The 14,503-nt window shown below is 69.1% G+C and carries 16 protein-coding genes; 10 read left to right on the top strand and 6 right to left on the bottom strand.

Translation table 11 applies throughout. From position 1 onward, the window contains the following. Positions 1–133: 133 nt before the first annotated feature. The 3 genes from ACLJQM_RS02040 to ddaH form a co-directional block, all read right to left on the bottom strand. Positions 134–829: a glycoside hydrolase family 75 protein gene (locus ACLJQM_RS02040; protein WP_410629948.1), complete on the bottom strand. Its 696-nt coding sequence runs from the start codon at positions 827–829 to the stop codon at positions 134–136. 223 nt (positions 830–1,052) lie between these two features. Further along, positions 1,053–1,703, bottom strand: a complete 651-nt coding sequence (locus tag ACLJQM_RS02035) for a polysaccharide deacetylase family protein (RefSeq protein WP_247015248.1) — start codon at positions 1,701–1,703, stop codon at positions 1,053–1,055. Positions 1,704–1,784: 81 nt separating this feature from the next. After that, positions 1,785–2,612, bottom strand: a complete 828-nt coding sequence (ddaH, locus tag ACLJQM_RS02030) for a dimethylargininase (RefSeq protein WP_410630276.1) — start codon at positions 2,610–2,612, stop codon at positions 1,785–1,787. 83 nt (positions 2,613–2,695) lie between these two features. Between ddaH and ACLJQM_RS02025 the strand changes: the two genes are divergently transcribed. Further along, the gene (locus ACLJQM_RS02025; protein ID WP_247015250.1) at positions 2,696–3,142 is read left to right on the top strand and encodes an Lrp/AsnC family transcriptional regulator; all 447 of its coding nucleotides are present in this window, start codon (positions 2,696–2,698) and stop codon (positions 3,140–3,142) included. Positions 3,143–3,151: 9 nt separating this feature from the next. Here the strand turns inward: ACLJQM_RS02025 and ACLJQM_RS02020 are convergent, their stop codons facing one another. Then, entirely contained in the window at positions 3,152–3,520 is a 369-nt protein-coding gene (locus tag ACLJQM_RS02020) for a hypothetical protein (RefSeq protein WP_410629946.1), read from the bottom strand. A 22-nt stretch (positions 3,521–3,542) separates the two neighbouring features. Here ACLJQM_RS02020 and ACLJQM_RS02015 point away from each other — a divergent pair, with 22 nt between their 5' ends. The 4 genes from ACLJQM_RS02015 (at position 3,543) to ACLJQM_RS02000 (ending at position 8,002) form a co-directional block, all read left to right on the top strand. Continuing rightward, entirely contained in the window at positions 3,543–4,307 is a 765-nt protein-coding gene (locus tag ACLJQM_RS02015; RefSeq protein WP_410629944.1) for an enoyl-CoA hydratase, read from the top strand. A 262-nt stretch (positions 4,308–4,569) separates the two neighbouring features. Further along, a complete protein-coding gene (locus ACLJQM_RS02010; RefSeq protein ID WP_247015256.1) occupies positions 4,570–6,495 on the top strand; it encodes a 2-oxoacid:acceptor oxidoreductase subunit alpha in 1,926 nt (641 codons plus the stop codon). Continuing rightward, the gene (locus ACLJQM_RS02005) at positions 6,492–7,556 is read left to right on the top strand and encodes a 2-oxoacid:ferredoxin oxidoreductase subunit beta (protein ID WP_247015258.1); all 1,065 of its coding nucleotides are present in this window, start codon (positions 6,492–6,494) and stop codon (positions 7,554–7,556) included. The genes ACLJQM_RS02010 and ACLJQM_RS02005 overlap by 4 nt, the downstream gene beginning before the upstream one ends. A gap of 98 nt (positions 7,557–7,654) precedes the next feature. Beyond that, positions 7,655–8,002, top strand: a complete 348-nt coding sequence (locus ACLJQM_RS02000; RefSeq protein WP_360768048.1) for a VOC family protein — start codon at positions 7,655–7,657, stop codon at positions 8,000–8,002. Positions 8,003–8,047: 45 nt separating this feature from the next. Here ACLJQM_RS02000 and ACLJQM_RS01995 read toward each other — a convergent pair whose 3' ends face one another. Together ACLJQM_RS01995 and ACLJQM_RS01990 are read right to left on the bottom strand one after the other, a co-directional pair. Continuing rightward, positions 8,048–9,298, bottom strand: coding sequence for a hypothetical protein (locus tag ACLJQM_RS01995; protein ID WP_410629941.1), 1,251 nt, complete (start codon positions 9,296–9,298; stop codon positions 8,048–8,050). Between the two features lie 17 nt (positions 9,299–9,315). Further along, on the bottom strand, positions 9,316–10,368 hold the full coding sequence (locus ACLJQM_RS01990; protein ID WP_410630275.1) for a polyprenyl synthetase family protein: 1,053 nt from the start codon (positions 10,366–10,368) through the stop codon (positions 9,316–9,318). 254 nt (positions 10,369–10,622) lie between these two features. Here ACLJQM_RS01990 and ACLJQM_RS01985 point away from each other — a divergent pair, with 254 nt between their 5' ends. The 5 genes from ACLJQM_RS01985 to ACLJQM_RS01965 all read left to right on the top strand — a co-directional run bounded on the left by ACLJQM_RS01985 (position 10,623) and on the right by ACLJQM_RS01965 (position 14,451). After that, positions 10,623–11,273, top strand: a complete 651-nt coding sequence (locus tag ACLJQM_RS01985; RefSeq protein ID WP_410629939.1) for a hypothetical protein — start codon at positions 10,623–10,625, stop codon at positions 11,271–11,273. 169 nt (positions 11,274–11,442) lie between these two features. Beyond that, complete coding sequence (locus ACLJQM_RS01980; protein WP_410629937.1) at positions 11,443–11,865, top strand: hypothetical protein; 423 nt, start codon at positions 11,443–11,445, stop codon at positions 11,863–11,865. Continuing rightward, positions 11,865–12,488 carry a DUF3558 domain-containing protein gene (locus ACLJQM_RS01975; RefSeq protein ID WP_410629935.1) on the top strand — a complete coding sequence of 208 codons (624 nt, stop codon included), beginning with the start codon at positions 11,865–11,867 and terminating at the stop codon, positions 12,486–12,488. The genes ACLJQM_RS01980 and ACLJQM_RS01975 overlap by 1 nt, the downstream gene beginning before the upstream one ends. After that, positions 12,488–13,771, top strand: a complete 1,284-nt coding sequence (locus ACLJQM_RS01970; RefSeq protein WP_410629933.1) for a hypothetical protein — start codon at positions 12,488–12,490, stop codon at positions 13,769–13,771. The genes ACLJQM_RS01975 and ACLJQM_RS01970 overlap by 1 nt, the downstream gene beginning before the upstream one ends. Further along, positions 13,771–14,451 (top strand): ESX secretion-associated protein EspG, encoded by a 681-nt coding sequence (locus ACLJQM_RS01965; RefSeq protein ID WP_410629931.1) that lies wholly within the window; start codon positions 13,771–13,773, stop codon positions 14,449–14,451. Before ACLJQM_RS01970 ends, ACLJQM_RS01965 begins: the two co-directional genes overlap by 1 nt. Positions 14,452–14,503 lie beyond the last annotated feature (52 nt).

Below are 14,503 nucleotides of genomic sequence, written 5' to 3'. Positions count from 1 at the left end.
AAATGTGTCTCGATTCAGCTCGGAAATGCATCTTGCAGTGGGTGATCGACACGGTGGACGCGTTCGTGGTCAACGAGTGCCGCACGACGGGGCCGGCCCGCGCGCTCGCGGACCGGCCCCGGAATGCGGACGTTCAGTTGTTGTTCACGAAGGTGGTGGCGAGACCCTCGCCCTTGCTCACGGCGTTCGCGTGGTTCTCGATCGGCGAAACGGCCGAGTTCTTGAAGCAGATGTACGTCACACCGGAGTCGGTGCCGCCGTTCGACGGGTCGGGGTTGATGCCGAGGTCCTTCGCCGTCGCGTAGGAGGCTTCGCCGATGATCTGCGTCGGCCCGGTGTCGCCGATGACGGCGTACTCGACCTTGCCGTTGTAGATCACCGCGCAGGAACCGCCGCCCTTCAGCTGGGACGAGGAGTACTTCCAGATGCTGCTGGAGCTCGGCACGACGATGTAGGGCAGCTTCGCGGCGTTGAGCGGCTTGCCGTCGGACTGGTGGAACGCGGTGTCGTCCTGGTAGCAGCAGTCGGTGTCTTCGTTGCACTGCGTGGAGCGCTGGCCGTCGCAGTCGATGTCCATGTCGGCTTTCCAGAACACGGCGCCGTTGGCGTCGCAGACGGCGACCGTCTTGCCCGAGACGTCTTCGTCGGTCTTGTACTTGCCGTTGGAGATCTGCTTGCAGCTGTTCGTCTTGGCCAGCAGCTGGGCCGCGGTCGGGCCGGCTTCGACGGTGGCCGGCGCGGCCGGTTCCGCCGGCGCGGCGGTGGCGAGGGTGGCGGGCATCATGGCCGAGGCCAGCGCCAGGGTCGCGAGCAGGATCAGTTTCCGCATTTCCCGGTGCTCCCTTTAGTTAGGAAACTTTCCTTACGGCGGCGGGGCATCAGGATGCACCCCGGGCCGTGCCGGATTCAAGACCTGCGCGTGCCGGAATTTCCCGGCATGCGGCCGGAGTTGGCGAAAAGGCTGCTCATCGGGCGAGCGGCCCGGAAATTGGTCTGGACCGTGTTCCGGTCACCGGCAAAGCGGCCGGTCAGCCGATCGGGCAAAACCGGCGTCAGCCGCGGCGGAACAGCCGCGTGACCCAGTGCGGCCGCCGGTGCCCGCCTTCGAGCACGCCGTCGAGCCACTCGCCGTCGAGGTCGTGGTGCAGCTCCGTGCGCGCCTGCAGCCAGCCGTCGCGCTCGACCGCGCCGCCGTCGCTCGTGTAGACCCGCGTCGCGCCCGCCTGGCGCAGCCGCTCGAGCACGCGCTTGTCGTAGGCGCCGAACGGCAGCGAGTACCGCCGCACCGGCTTCCCGCACAGGTCGCCGAGGAGCTTCGGCGCGTCGGTCAGCTCGCGGCGGGCGTGGCGGTCGTCGAGCCGCCGCCAGTCGCGCGGCTCCCAGCCGTGCGAGCCGATCTCCATCCCGGCGCGCACGAGCTCGCGCAGGCCGTCGCGGTCGAGGTAGCCGCGCTGCCCGAGGCGGCCGGCCAGCGGGAAGAACTCCGCCGTCAGCCCGTGGTCGACCAGCCTCGGCAGCGCGATCTCGACGTCGGACTCGTTGCCGTCGTCGAACGTCAGGTGGACGTCGTCGCGCTCGGCGGCGGTGTCGAGCACCCGGTCGAACTGCTCGACGGTCAGCCAGCGCTCGTCCTCGCCCGGTTCGAGCTGGCGAGCCGGCCGGCCTATTCCGTGCACCGCGAGGACCACCGCCACCGCTTCCACCGCCCTGCCACCGCGAGTAGTCGATTTGTTACTTCGATTAATCGCCGTGGCAAACGGGTGAGTTACAGGTTCCGGCGGGATTCACCCCTTGCGAATCTCCAGCGTGCAGCACTTCGGGCCGCCGCCGGCTTTCCGCAGCTCGGAGATGTCGACGTAGACCGGCTCGTAACCACGCTCCGCAAGCAAGTCACCCAATCGAGTTGCCTCGACGGGAAGCACGACATTGCGGCCGTCGGAAACGCCGTTGAGGCCGAAACATTCGGCGTCTTCCTTCGTCGCGTGGACGGCGTCCGGGAACAGCCGCTCCAGCACGCGGCGCGAGCCGGCCGAGAAGGCGTCCGGGTAGTAGACGATCTGCGCGCGCGTGGTGTCGGTGGCCTCGGCGAGCACGAACAGCGCCGTGTCGAGGTGGTAGTAGCGCGGGTCGACCAGCTGGAGCGAGACGACCGGGACCCCGAGGACCTCCTGGGCCTCGGCGTGCGCGGCCGGGTCGGTGCGGAAGCCGGTGCCGGCCAGCAGCAGCGAGCCCGTCCAGGCGAAGTCGCCCTCGGCCTCGTTGATCTTCTCGGGCATGGTGATGTCGCGGTAACCGTGCTCGACGAACCAGCGGCGGAAGTGCTCGGCCTCGGCGGCCCGCTGCGGCGCCCGGAACCGCGAGCCGAGCACGCGGCCGTCGACGACCGTGCCGGAGTTGGCGGCGAAGACCATGTCGGGCAGCCCGGGCTGGGCGTCGATCTCCTCGACGGTGTGGCCGAGGCGGCGGTAGGTGTCGCGCAGCTCGGTCCACTGCGCGACGGCGACGTCGGCGCTGACCGGCTGGGTCGGGTCCATCCAGGGGTTGATCACGTAGTCCACCGCGAAGTGGCGCGGGGGGCACATGAGGTATCGACGGGTGGTCGGTACGCGCATCTCCTGCATGATTGCAGGGTAAGGTCCACCTAATTCCGCAATCAATCGCTGTTCGCTGCGTACATCTGTGCTAAGTGTTGCGTGTGAACACCATCGACCAGCGAATCGTTTCGTGCCTCGTGGCGAACGCGCGCTCGAGCTACGCGGAGATCGGCAAGGTGGTCGGCCTGTCCGCCCCGGCGGTCAAGCGGCGGGTCGACCGGCTCCTGGAAACGGGCATCCTCCGCGGCTTCACGGCGGTGGTCGACCCGGAGGCGCTGGGCTGGGGAACGGAGGCGTTCGTCGAGGTCACGTGCCAGGGCAACATCACCCCGGCCCGCATCCGGGCGCGGCTGGAGCCGTTGCCGGAGGTGGTGGCGGCGTACACGGTGTCGGGCGCGGCGGACGCGATAGTCCACCTGCGAGCGGCGGACATCCACCACCTGGAGACGGCGCTGGAGCGGCTGCGGGGACTGGAGATCGTGGACCGGACGGTGTCGACGGTAGTGCTTTCCCGGCTGCTGGAGCGGCCGCCCACGCCGGAGGCGTGAGGCGCCCCCTCAGTCCGCCAGTGCCCGCAGGACCAGCGAAGCCTCGTCCGGGTGCAGCCGCAGCTCAGTGCGCCCACCTGCCGCGTGGAACGTGACCGCCTTCTGGTCCACCGCCTGCATCGTCAGCTCGCCCGGGTCGAACGCCACCGGCTCGGCGCCCGGGGTCCGCCACGTCGCCGGGCCCTCGCCGACCGCGACCCAGCCGCGGCGTTCGCGGCCCTCCGTCAGGTCTTCGGAGCGCAGCACGCACGGGATCGACACCCGCTCGCCCCGCGCGGAAGCCGCGGCGCGGGCGCGACGGCGGCGGGCGCCGAACAGCTCCGTCATGTCGATCATCGTCAGCAGGTTGCCGACCAGCACCACCAGCAATTCCCCCATGCACCACCAATACCCTGACCCGATGACCGACAGCATCGTCAGCGAGCACACCGGCGGCGTCGCGCTCCTCACCGTCGACGCGCCCGGCAGCCGCAACGCGCTGACCCTCGACCTCTCCGCGCAGCTCGTGGCCGCCGTCGAGGCCGCCGAGCGGGACGGATCCGTGCACGCCGTCGTCGTCACCGGGACGCCGCCCGCCTTCTGCGCCGGTGCCGACCTCTCCGCGCTGACCCACGCCGACGAAGCCGGCCTGCGCGCCATCTACGCGGGCTTCCTCGCCGTCGCGCGGTGCGCGCTGCCGACCATCGCCGCGGTCGGCGGGGCGGCCGTCGGGGCCGGGCTGAACCTCGCGCTCGCCGCCGACGTGCGGCTCGCCGGGCCGCGGGCGAAGTTCGTCGCGCGGTTCCTCGAGCTCGGGCTGCACCCCGGCGGCGGGATGACGTGGATGACGCACCGCCTGGCCGGGCCGCAGCAGGCCGCCGCGATGACGTTGTTCGGGCAGCCCCTCGACGCCGAAGCCGCGGTCGCCGCCGGGCTGGCGCTGCGCGTGGTCGACGGCGAGCACGAAGACCTCCTCGCCGCCGCCCGCGAGCTGGCCGCCCCGGCGGTCGCCGCGCCGCGAGAAGCGCTCCTCGCCACCAAGCGCAGCCTGCGGACGACCGCCTCGCTGGCCGCCCACGCGGACGCCGTCGACGTCGAGCTCGCGCCGCAGCTGGCGTCGCTGGCCTCTCCCGAGTTCGCCGAGCGGGTCGAGGCGATGCGGGCGCGGATCCGGTCCCGCCCCTGAATCCCACTGCGTGGACCCCACACCGCGAGACGCGCATCACAACAGGCCCCCTAACTTAACCGTTACCATCGGTCACAGGTATTTGTCGGACCAGCACAGAGGACCGACAGGGCATAACAGAGGTCGCCAACGACCCCGGACGCGCGGAAACATGGGCGCCGGGCGCGAGCTAACCTCGTGGTAGTGCCTGGTGATCCGCCTGCCGCGACACCAGGCGGGCGATCGACGGCCGCAACGTCGGGAGAGAGGGAATCCCTGACTCATGAGCACGAGTGCGAACGGCAACGGCGCTGGTCACGGCTCGCTCGCCGCGACCAGGACGACCGAGGTCAGCAAGCTCGACCGGGTGGTCATCCGGTTCGCGGGCGACTCCGGTGACGGCATGCAGCTGACCGGTGACCGCTTCACGTCCGAAGCCGCCGCCTTCGGCAACGACCTCTCGACGATGCCGAACTTCCCCGCCGAGATCCGCGCGCCGCAGGGCACCATCCCCGGCGTCTCGAGCTTCCAGGTGCACTTCGCCGACTACGACATCCTCACCCCCGGCGACCGGCCGGACGTCCTGGTGGCGATGAACCCGGCCGCGCTGAAGGCGAACGTGGCCGACGTCCCGCAGGGCGGGACGATCATCCTCAACACCGACGACTTCATCAAGCGCAACCTGACCAAGGTCGGCTACGCGACCGACCCCCTCGACGACGACAGCCTCGCCGCCTACCAGGTGCACCGGGTCGCCATGTCGACCCTGACCCAGGGCGCGCTCGCGGACACCGGCCTCGGCAAGAAGGACGCCGAGCGCTGCAAGAACATGTTCGCGCTCGGCCTGCTGTCCTGGATGTACCACCGGCCCACCGAAGGCACCGAACGGTTCCTGCGCGAGAAGTTCGCGAAGAAGCCCGACATCGCCGAGGCCAACATCCTCGCCTTCCGCGCGGGCTGGAACTACGGCGAGACGACCGAGTCGTTCGCGACGACGTTCGAGGTCGCCCCGGCGAAGCTGGCCCAGGGCACCTACCGGCAGATCACCGGCAACACCGCGCTCGCCTACGGGATCGTGGCCGCCGGGCAGCGCTCCGGCCTGCAGATCCTGCTCGGCACGTACCCGATCACCCCGGCGTCGGACATCCTCCACGAGCTGTCCAAGCACAAGAACTTCGGCATCATCACCTTCCAGGCCGAAGACGAGATCGCCGGCATCGGCGCGGCGCTCGGCGCGTCCTACGGCGGCGCGCTCGGCGTCACCTCGACGTCCGGCCCGGGTGTCGCGCTGAAGTCCGAAGCCGTCGGCCTCGGCGTGATGGTCGAACTGCCGCTGGTCGTCATCGACGTCCAGCGCGGTGGCCCGTCGACCGGCCTGCCGACCAAGACCGAGCAGGCCGACCTGCTGCAGGCGATGTTCGGCCGCAACGGTGAATCGCCGGTCCCGATCGTCGCGCCGCTCTCGCCGGCGGACTGCTTCGACGCGGCCGTCGAGGCCACGCGCATCGCGCTGAAGTACCGCACGCCGGTGCTGCTGCTCTCGGACGGCGCGATCGCGAACGGCTCCGAGCCGTGGCTGATCCCGGACGTCGAGACGCTGCCCGACCTGCACGTCGAGTTCGCGTCCGAGCCCAACGCGGACAACGACTCCGGCGAGTTCTGGCCGTACGTCCGCGACCCCGAGACGCTCGCCCGCGCGTGGGCGATCCCGGGCACGCCGGGTCTGCAGCACCGCATCGGCGGGCTGGAGAAGGCCGACAAGACCGGCCACATCTCCTACGACCCGGCCAACCACGAGAAGATGGTCCGGCTGCGGCAGGCGAAGATCGACGGCATCGACGTCCCGGACGTCGTGGTCGACGACCCGTCCGGCGGCAAGGCACGCGTGCTGGCCCTGGGCTGGGGCTCGTCCTACGGCCCGATCGGGGCCGCGTGCCGCCGGGTGCGCAAGCTCGGGATGCCGATCGCGCAGGCGCACCTGCGCCACCTCAACCCCCTGCCGGCCAACCTCGGGGACGTCCTGCGCAGCTACGACAAGGTCGTGGTGCCGGAGATGAACCTGGGCCAGCTCGCGCTCCTGCTGCGGGCGAAGTACCTGGTCGACGTCCACAGCCACACCAAGGTCGCGGGCATGGCGTTCAAAGCCGAAGAGCTGCAGGACCTGTTCTCGGAGATCATCACCGGCGTTGCTACGGAGGCGGCGAAATGACCGCAATCGACATCGGGCTGCCCACTCTCGGCGGCCTGGACCTCGTGCCCACCACCGAAGAGCCGCAAAAGGCCAAGGACTACAAGTCCGACCAGGAAGTCCGCTGGTGCCCCGGCTGCGGCGACTACGTCGTGCTCAACGCGGTCCAGTCGTTCCTGCCGACGCTGGGGCTCAAGCGCGAGAACATCGTGTTCATCTCGGGCATCGGCTGCTCGTCGCGCTTCCCGTACTACCTCAACACCTACGGCATGCACTCGATCCACGGCCGCGCGCCGTCGATCGCGACCGGCCTCGCCACCACGCGCGAGGACCTGTCGGTGTGGGTCGTCACCGGCGACGGCGACGCCCTCTCCATCGGCGGCAACCACCTGATCCACGCGCTGCGCCGCAACGTCAACATCAAGATCCTGCTGTTCAACAACCGGATCTACGGCCTGACCAAGGGCCAGTACTCGCCGACGTCCGGCCAGGGCATGGTCACGAAGTCGACGCCGATGGGTTCGGTGGACACCCCGTTCAACCCGCTGTCGCTGGCGATCGGCGCCGAGGCGTCGTTCGTGGGCCGCGCGATGGACTCCGACCGCAAGGGCCTCACCGAGGTCCTCGAGGCCGCGGCGAAGCACCGAGGGTCGGCGCTGGTCGAGATCTACCAGAACTGCCCGATCTTCAACGACGGCGCGTTCGACGTCCTCAAGGACGCCGACGAGGCCGCGACGCGCCTGATCCCGCTGCGCGCGGGCGAGCCGATCCGCTTCGGCCCGAACCAGGAGTTCGGCGTCAAGCGCGGCGACTGGGGCGGCCTCGACGTCGCGAAGGTCGCCGACATCGGCGAGGACAACGTCGTGGTGCACGACCCGTCGATCCAGGACACGTCGTACGCCTTCGCGCTCTCGCGCCTGGGCGACCAGAGCCTCAACCACGTCCCGACGGGCATCCTCCGCCAGGTCGAGCGCCCCACCTACGACGACGGCGCCCGCGCCCAGGTCGAGCAGGCCCGCGCGGCCCGCAAGCCGGACCTGCAGGGCCTCCTGCGCGGCAAGGACACCTGGACGGTCGCGTAGTCCTCGAACACCGGAAAGGCCGCCACGCTCAGCGCGTGGCGGCCTTCTTCGTTCGTGGGGGTTGCCACCATTAGGACGCATGTCCTAAATTTCAGGTCATGCGACCTACTTCGCCTTTCGTGTTTTTCGACGTCCGGACCGCCGACGCCGGCGGCAGCAAGCGCTTCTTCGCCGAGTTGCTGGGCTGGGAGGCGAACGGCCCGCTGCTGACTTCGGACGGCGCGCCGTGGGGCGGCCTCACCGAACTGGCTCCCGACGACGTCCGGACCCCGCAGTGGCTGCCCTACGCGCCGGTGCCCGATGTGGACGCCGCGGCCGCGAAAGCGGTGGCGCTGGGCGGAACCCTGGTGCGCGAGCGCACCGACTTGCCGGTCGGCTCCCTGGTGGTGGTCACCGACCCCGGCGGCGCCGCCCTGGTCCTGTTCCAAGCGGCCGAAACGCCGTGAAGGCCACCTCGACGAACATCAAGGTGGCCTTCACGGACAACGAACTCAGGTGAGCGGGCGGAACCCGACGCGCTCGGCGTCCTCGGCGGTCCGGAACCACACCTCGGCGACCATCTTCGGGAACTGCGCCGACTCCTCGGTGCAGTACCGCAACGCCGTGACGCTCGCCTTCACCGCGAAGCTGTCGCTCGGCGCGCCGCCGCCGGGGCGGGGCATCGCCGAGCCCGGGCCGAACGGGCCGGGCGGGACCGAATCCCCCGCCGCCTGGCGCGCGGGCGGCGGTTCGGGTGCGGCGACGGCCGCCTGGTTGGGCTGGACCGACGGCTCGAACAGCGAGCCGCTGTGGCCGCCGGACAGGTCGGGGTCGCGCCGCTCGACCGTGCGCATCGACGGCTGGATCGGCTGGGGCGCGTCGAAGCCGCCCCGGACCGTCGCCTCGCGCGGCTGCCGCTTCGGCAGCACCTGGGTCGACTCGGCCGGCGTCTCCGGCGGCACGTCCAGCTCGCCGCCGGTCACGTCCTCACCGGCGAAGGCGTACTGCGGCACCTCGGCTTCTTCGGGCTCGTCGTCCTCGATCGAACCGGCGTGCGCGCTGAGGTAGCGCGTGCGCTCCATCGGCTCCTCGAACGCCGAGCGCTCGGCGGGCGGCTCGTGGTCGAACCAGTCCGGCGCCGGCGCGTGCTGCTCCTCCGACGGCGACTGGAACAGCGAGCCCGCCGCCGGGGTGTCCGGGTCGAGCTGCTGCTCCAGGCGGGAAAGCGCCGGGGTGGCGGGTTCGGGCTCCTCGTCCGGGACCAGGTACTCCGTCGCGGCAGACCGGTACGGGTCCTCCTCCGGCTCCGGCTCGGGGACCGGCGTCAGGAACTGCGTCGCCGCGCTCCGGTACGGGTCGTCGTCGTCCGCGGGCTGCGGCTCCGGCTCGTAGGTCTCCTCGCGCTCGGGCTCCGGCGGCGTCCGCGACGGCACCTGCGAGTCGAGCTCGGCGAAGTCCTGGTCGATGTCGTCGTGGACGTCGCCGCGGTGGATCGGCGGCGTCGAGACCAGCGTGCCCGGGTAGGACGTCTCCTGGCGGGTCGGCTCCGGCTCGGGCCGCGGCTCCGGCCGCGAAAACACCTGGGTGCCGGCGGCGCCGGCGTTCGCGGGCGTGCGCGCGGCGTCGGCGTGGGCTTGGGCCAGCGCGCTCTCGAGCTTGCGGACGCTCTTGCGGAGCGGCAGCACGAGCACCAGCCAGGTGAGGAACACCCCGACGAAGAACGCCGCCAGGCTCCACAGCCAAACCTGTCCGAAAATGGACATCTTTCTCTGCCCCTAGTTCAGTGCGTGCGCGCGACCAGGTAGTCGGCGACCGACTCGCAAGCGTCCCGGGCGGGTGACGCGGGCAACGCGGTGAGCTCGGCTCGCGCGCGCTGAGCGTAGTCGGAAAGGGTGACGCGTGCGCGTTCGAGTCCGCTACTCGCCCGCAGCAGCTCCAGCGCCTCGCGGACGAGCGCGTCGTCGCCGATCGGGCCGGACAGCAGCTCGACCAGCCGGGGGTCGGTCCCGGGGTCGGCCAGCGCGTACAGCATCGGCAGCGTCCGCACGCCTTCGCGCAGGTCGGTGCCCTGAGCCTTGCCCAGCTCGTCGGACGGCGACGCGATGTCGATGATGTCGTCGGAGATCTGGAACGCGGTGCCGATGATGTCGCCGAACCGGCGCAGCGCCTCGATGTGCTCCTCGGCGGCGCCGGACATCATCCCGCCGAAGCGGCCGGACGTGGCGATCAGCGAGCCGGTCTTCTGCGCGATCACGGTGAGGTAGTGCGCGACGGCGTCGTCACCCGGTCCGGGGCCGACGGTCTCGCGCATCTGGCCGGTGACCAGCTCGCCGAAGGTCTCGGCGATGATCCGCGCGGCGTCCGTGCCCAGGTCGGCGACCAGGCGCGAGGCGTGCGCGAAGAGGAAGTCGCCGGTCAGGATGGCGATGGTGTTGTCCCAGCGGGCGTTGACGCTCTCGGCGCCGCGCCGCATGTCGGCCTCGTCCATGACGTCGTCGTGGTAGAGCGTGGCCAGGTGCACCAGCTCGACCGCGGCGGCGGCGATCACGACGTGGTCGTCCTGCTTGGGGCCGAACTGCGCGGACAGCAGGGTGAACAGCGGGCGGAAGCGTTTGCCCCCCGCCTCGACCAGGTGCAACGCGGCGTCGTGGACGGCCTGGACGTCGCTGCGGACGACCTCGCGCAGCAGCTTCTCGACGTCGGCCAGCCCGCCGGCGATCGCGCGCAGCAGGGCTTCGTCGTCGATCTGCAGGCCGACGGACGCGCGCAGGTCCTCGAGGGCGCCACCCGGCGCAGCGGGGAGGGATCCCGCCCCGGGGGCTGGGGAAGGCACAGACACGTCGGCTCCGCTTCTACTCGTGCACCGGTCGGGTTGTCCCTTGAGCGTAGTGGCTACCCCGCGCGGTCGTTTACCCGCTGTCCTGCGGAAACGGTGACGAACATGACACACCGGCGGGTCACCGGAGGGGGTGGTTCATGATCCACGAACGGGTGGTTGGCGATTTCGGGCGCAACGGACGTCTCCGGCGGGCGGATATTCACCCTTGAGGACCGGCGGCTCTCCCGGTCGGCAAGGAGGACAGCGACATGCGCACCACCACCACCGCTCTCGCCGGAACGCTGTTGTTGGTGGCCGGACTCGCGGCGACCGCGACCCCGGCCCTGGCCGGCCCGCAACCGGGCGTGGCCACCATCGGCTCCGCGGAGTTCACCAAAGCGGGCTCGACCATCACGGTCCCGACCCAGGGCAAGTGTTCGGTCGACGGCCCGACAACAGCAACGGCCCAGGTGGTCCAGAAAACGGGAATCACCTTCGGCGGCGGCACATCGTCCTGCACGACAACGGTGACGGACCCGAACACGGACGCGACGTCGACGACCTCGACGGCGACGGGCAAGAACTTCGAACTCTCGGCCCTGGTGAGCGCCGGGGGCCCGCGGGTCAAGCTGTCGACGTTCACGGTGAAGTGCACGGCCACCCAGACGCAGACGAACGCGAACTGGTCGTTCGGCGGGATGTCGGGAATCGCGAACCCGCCGAGCCCGGTACCGGTGGGATACGTGTCGCCGATCAAGAAGTCGAACGGGACGGTGCTGGCGAACGCGGTGTTCAACATCCAGAACCTGCCGGGCGACGGGAGCATCGGGTTGACGATGTTGCGCATCGATTTCCTGCCGGCTTCGGGAATCAGCGGGCAGGTCGTGCTGGGTCACACTTCTTGTTCTCCGACGCCTTGAGGTATGACGGGGGCCGTTCGCGGCCCCCGTTTCTCTTTCGATTCGGCTTTGATTCGGCGCGGGGGGAACCCTGGTAAGGTGCGGTGCGTCGGATACGCAGAGTGCTCGGGGTGGAGCACGCTGTTGGCTAGGGGAGAGCTGATGACGACGGTATTTTCGGTGGTGGGGTGTGTCTGAGCCACCGGTTTATTCGCCTGGCGGGGATTGGGAGCTGCCGGGGCCTGATGGTGTGCCGCGGGCTGGGTCTTATGGACCGGTTGACGGAGGCGGTTCAAGCGGGGCGGGGTTCTCGTACGACGAGGCGACGCTGCGGGAGCTGGTTCGGGAGTGGAACGAGCTGGCGAACGAGTTCGCCGACGATCGTTTGCGTGCAACTGCCATGCAGCGGGTCGAGGGGCCTGGCATCGAGTACGCCAGCGCAGGTAACGCCGAGCAGATCAGAACATCGGGCAATGCCTTGTACGAAACCTTGACGGCACGTGAGCAGTATTGCCGAGCCATGGCGGCGAAGCTCGAGGCAGCCTTGGGCAAGTACGCCAGCGCGGAAGACACCGCCATAACTGAAACGAAGCAGACCGGAGGCAGTCTCTGATGCGGGGAAGTCTCATCCCGACCAGCGCGGCAGCCCTACTGCTCATCAGCGCTTGCACAACCACCAACGGCGGAACTGCCTCGCCGTCGAGTCCGACCACCGATGAATCTACGACCTCGACCGCAGGCGTACCCGGGCCTGGTGTGCCGAGAGTTGAATCACCGCTCGATGTGAGCCACTTCAAAGCAGCTCCTTGCGATGCTTTGAAGGCCGACCAGATCAGCGCCCTTCTGGGACCTGGCGTGAACCCGAAGGCCGACGTGAACGCTCCAGGCGGTCCGAGTTGCAGCGTTCACCCGCCGCAGGTCACGCAAGCCGGCGTACTCGTGATTTTCACAAATCTGGATGATCGTGGCCTTACGAGCATCTACGCGGCCAAGGGGTCCAAGTACCCATTTTTTCTGCCGCTCAGCCCCGTCGATGGCTATCCCGTAGTCGCCTACGGTCTCGCAGACGACCGTGCCTCTCGCGGTATCTGTCAGATAGCGGTCGGCACCAGCGACCAGCAAACTGTGGACATCGGTGTCACTCAGTCGGAACCGAACATCGGCAAGAAGGATCCCTGCGAGGCGGCGCGCGGTGTCGCTGCATCCGTACTGCAAAATCTTCGCGAGGTGAAGTGATGGCCACCGAAGGACCGCTCACCGCTGCTCAGATCTATGAGCAGATCACTGGCGGCAAAGGCATTGACTCACTCGGCGATGCGCATGACAGCGCGAGCCAACTGACTGACCGGATGGTCGAGCGAGCTCAGCGGATCAGCGCCCTTCGCGTCAAGACCATGTCCGGCTGGCAAGGTAACGCCGGCGATGCCGCCGCCGATGCGACGCTTCCGCTTGTTCGGGCCGCTGCTGACGATGCCGTTCACCTCAAGACCGCCCAGGGCGCGGTCGGTGCTCAGATGGACTCCTTCGGCACAGCCAAGAACTCCGTCAAGCCCGTTGCTCCTCAGCCACCGGAGCTCGGGGCTGATGACGTCATCAACGCGCTGAACGGGCAAGGCTGGGATTCCTACAACACCAAAGTCACCAAGTGGCAGGCCGATAGTCAGGCCAACATCGACGCCTTCAGCGCCTACCACTCCGCCAGCACCAGCAATGGTGGGCAGATGCCCGCTCAATACGCGCGGCTTGAGGACTCCGGTGCGCCCGTCTCCATGGATGACGGGACGAAGGCCAAGTCCTCCGGACCCACCGACACCGGTGAATGGGCGAGGAAGCCCGCTGTTCCCGTGCAGCAGGACCGGCGAAGCGAGCAGGACAAAAGCCAGGGGCAAGTTGGGGATCGGACGCAGAACCAGCTCCAGAACCACGTTCAGCAACCTGGAAAGCAACCCGGAAAGCAACCTGAAATCGGGGGCGAAACGCACGCCAGCCGCCCGGGGAGTGGGGAACAGACTCAAGCCGACAGCTTCGTTCCCAAGCCTGTCATGCCGTCGGCGATGCAAGGGGGTTATGAGTTCGGGCCTACTGGCCAGCCCGTCAGCAACCTTGGTGGGAACGCTGGCTTTGGACCTGGCACCGGAGGGTACGTCGGCGGGTATGGCACTGGCACCGGCGGAGGCGGGTACAGCACCGGCGCTGGAGGCGGTACTAGCCAGCCCGGGACGCGCAACCCCAGTCAGCCAGGCGTACGCGCGCCCGGAGTAGGACCCGGGGTCGGGACCGGCTCACGGCTTCCCGACGAACGTCTCCCCGGCGGCCCCCCAGCTCGCGGCGCGGCCGGCGCGCGGGGCGCCAACGGCATGCCCATGGGAGCACCCCTAGGCGGCCGCGGAGGCAAAGAAGAAGATCGCGAAAAGAAGAAAGCTCCCTACCTGCAGAACCCCGACCCGGACGAAACCTTCGGTGGCTTCATCGAAAAGCCCATGCCCCCGGTGATCGGCGAAAACCGGACCCAGAAGTAATGCTCAAAGCCGAACTCCAGCTCACCACCCTCCTCACCGCCATGCGCAACGTCGGTTGCGGCGACCCGCACCCCGTCTTCGCCGGCGGCCTGCGTTACATCCCGCCGTCAGCGAAAGACCGCGTAAACCGCGAAGCGTTCGAGGAACTCAGCGAATACGGCTTCACGCAAGGCGACGGCTTCACCCCCGAGTTCGAGGACGTCCTCCACCTCATCGACCAGCCGACGACAAAACTCCACGCCTACGCCCGCGACGCGAAAGAACAGATCGGCATCCTCTCCGCGCAAACAGGCAGGACCGCGATCACCGTCGTCTGCCGGGGGAACCTGGTCGAGCTCGAGGGCGTCTCCCCCGACACCCACCCGGCCGACGCGCTGGTGGCCAAGCTGCCGCCCGGCCACGCTGCCAAGATCAAGCCGTTCACCGTGGCGCTGGCGGACTTTCAAGAAGAGCAAAAAGTCAGTGACGTCTTCGACGACGCACCCACGCGCAGCCGTCAAGCCCAGGAGCTCGACGCCATCCTCAAAGAGCCCTACTCGGGGATCGGGCAGCTCCACACCGAAGGCAAGACCCTCAGCTACCTCGACCTCGAAGCCGGACGCATCGGCGTCGCGCGAACCGACGACTACATCAGCGTCGTACCCGGCGAACCGAAGCAGCTCAGTGACAAACTGAAATAGAAAAGGCCGCCACCCTCCAAAGAAAACAGAGGGTGGCGGCCGAAAAACAAAC

It is taken from the genome of Amycolatopsis sp. cmx-4-83, from assembly GCF_046548815.1.
Lineage (GTDB): Bacteria > Actinomycetota > Actinomycetes > Mycobacteriales > Pseudonocardiaceae > Amycolatopsis > Amycolatopsis pretoriensis_A.
This window is presented reverse-complemented; position numbering and strand designations above follow the sequence as displayed.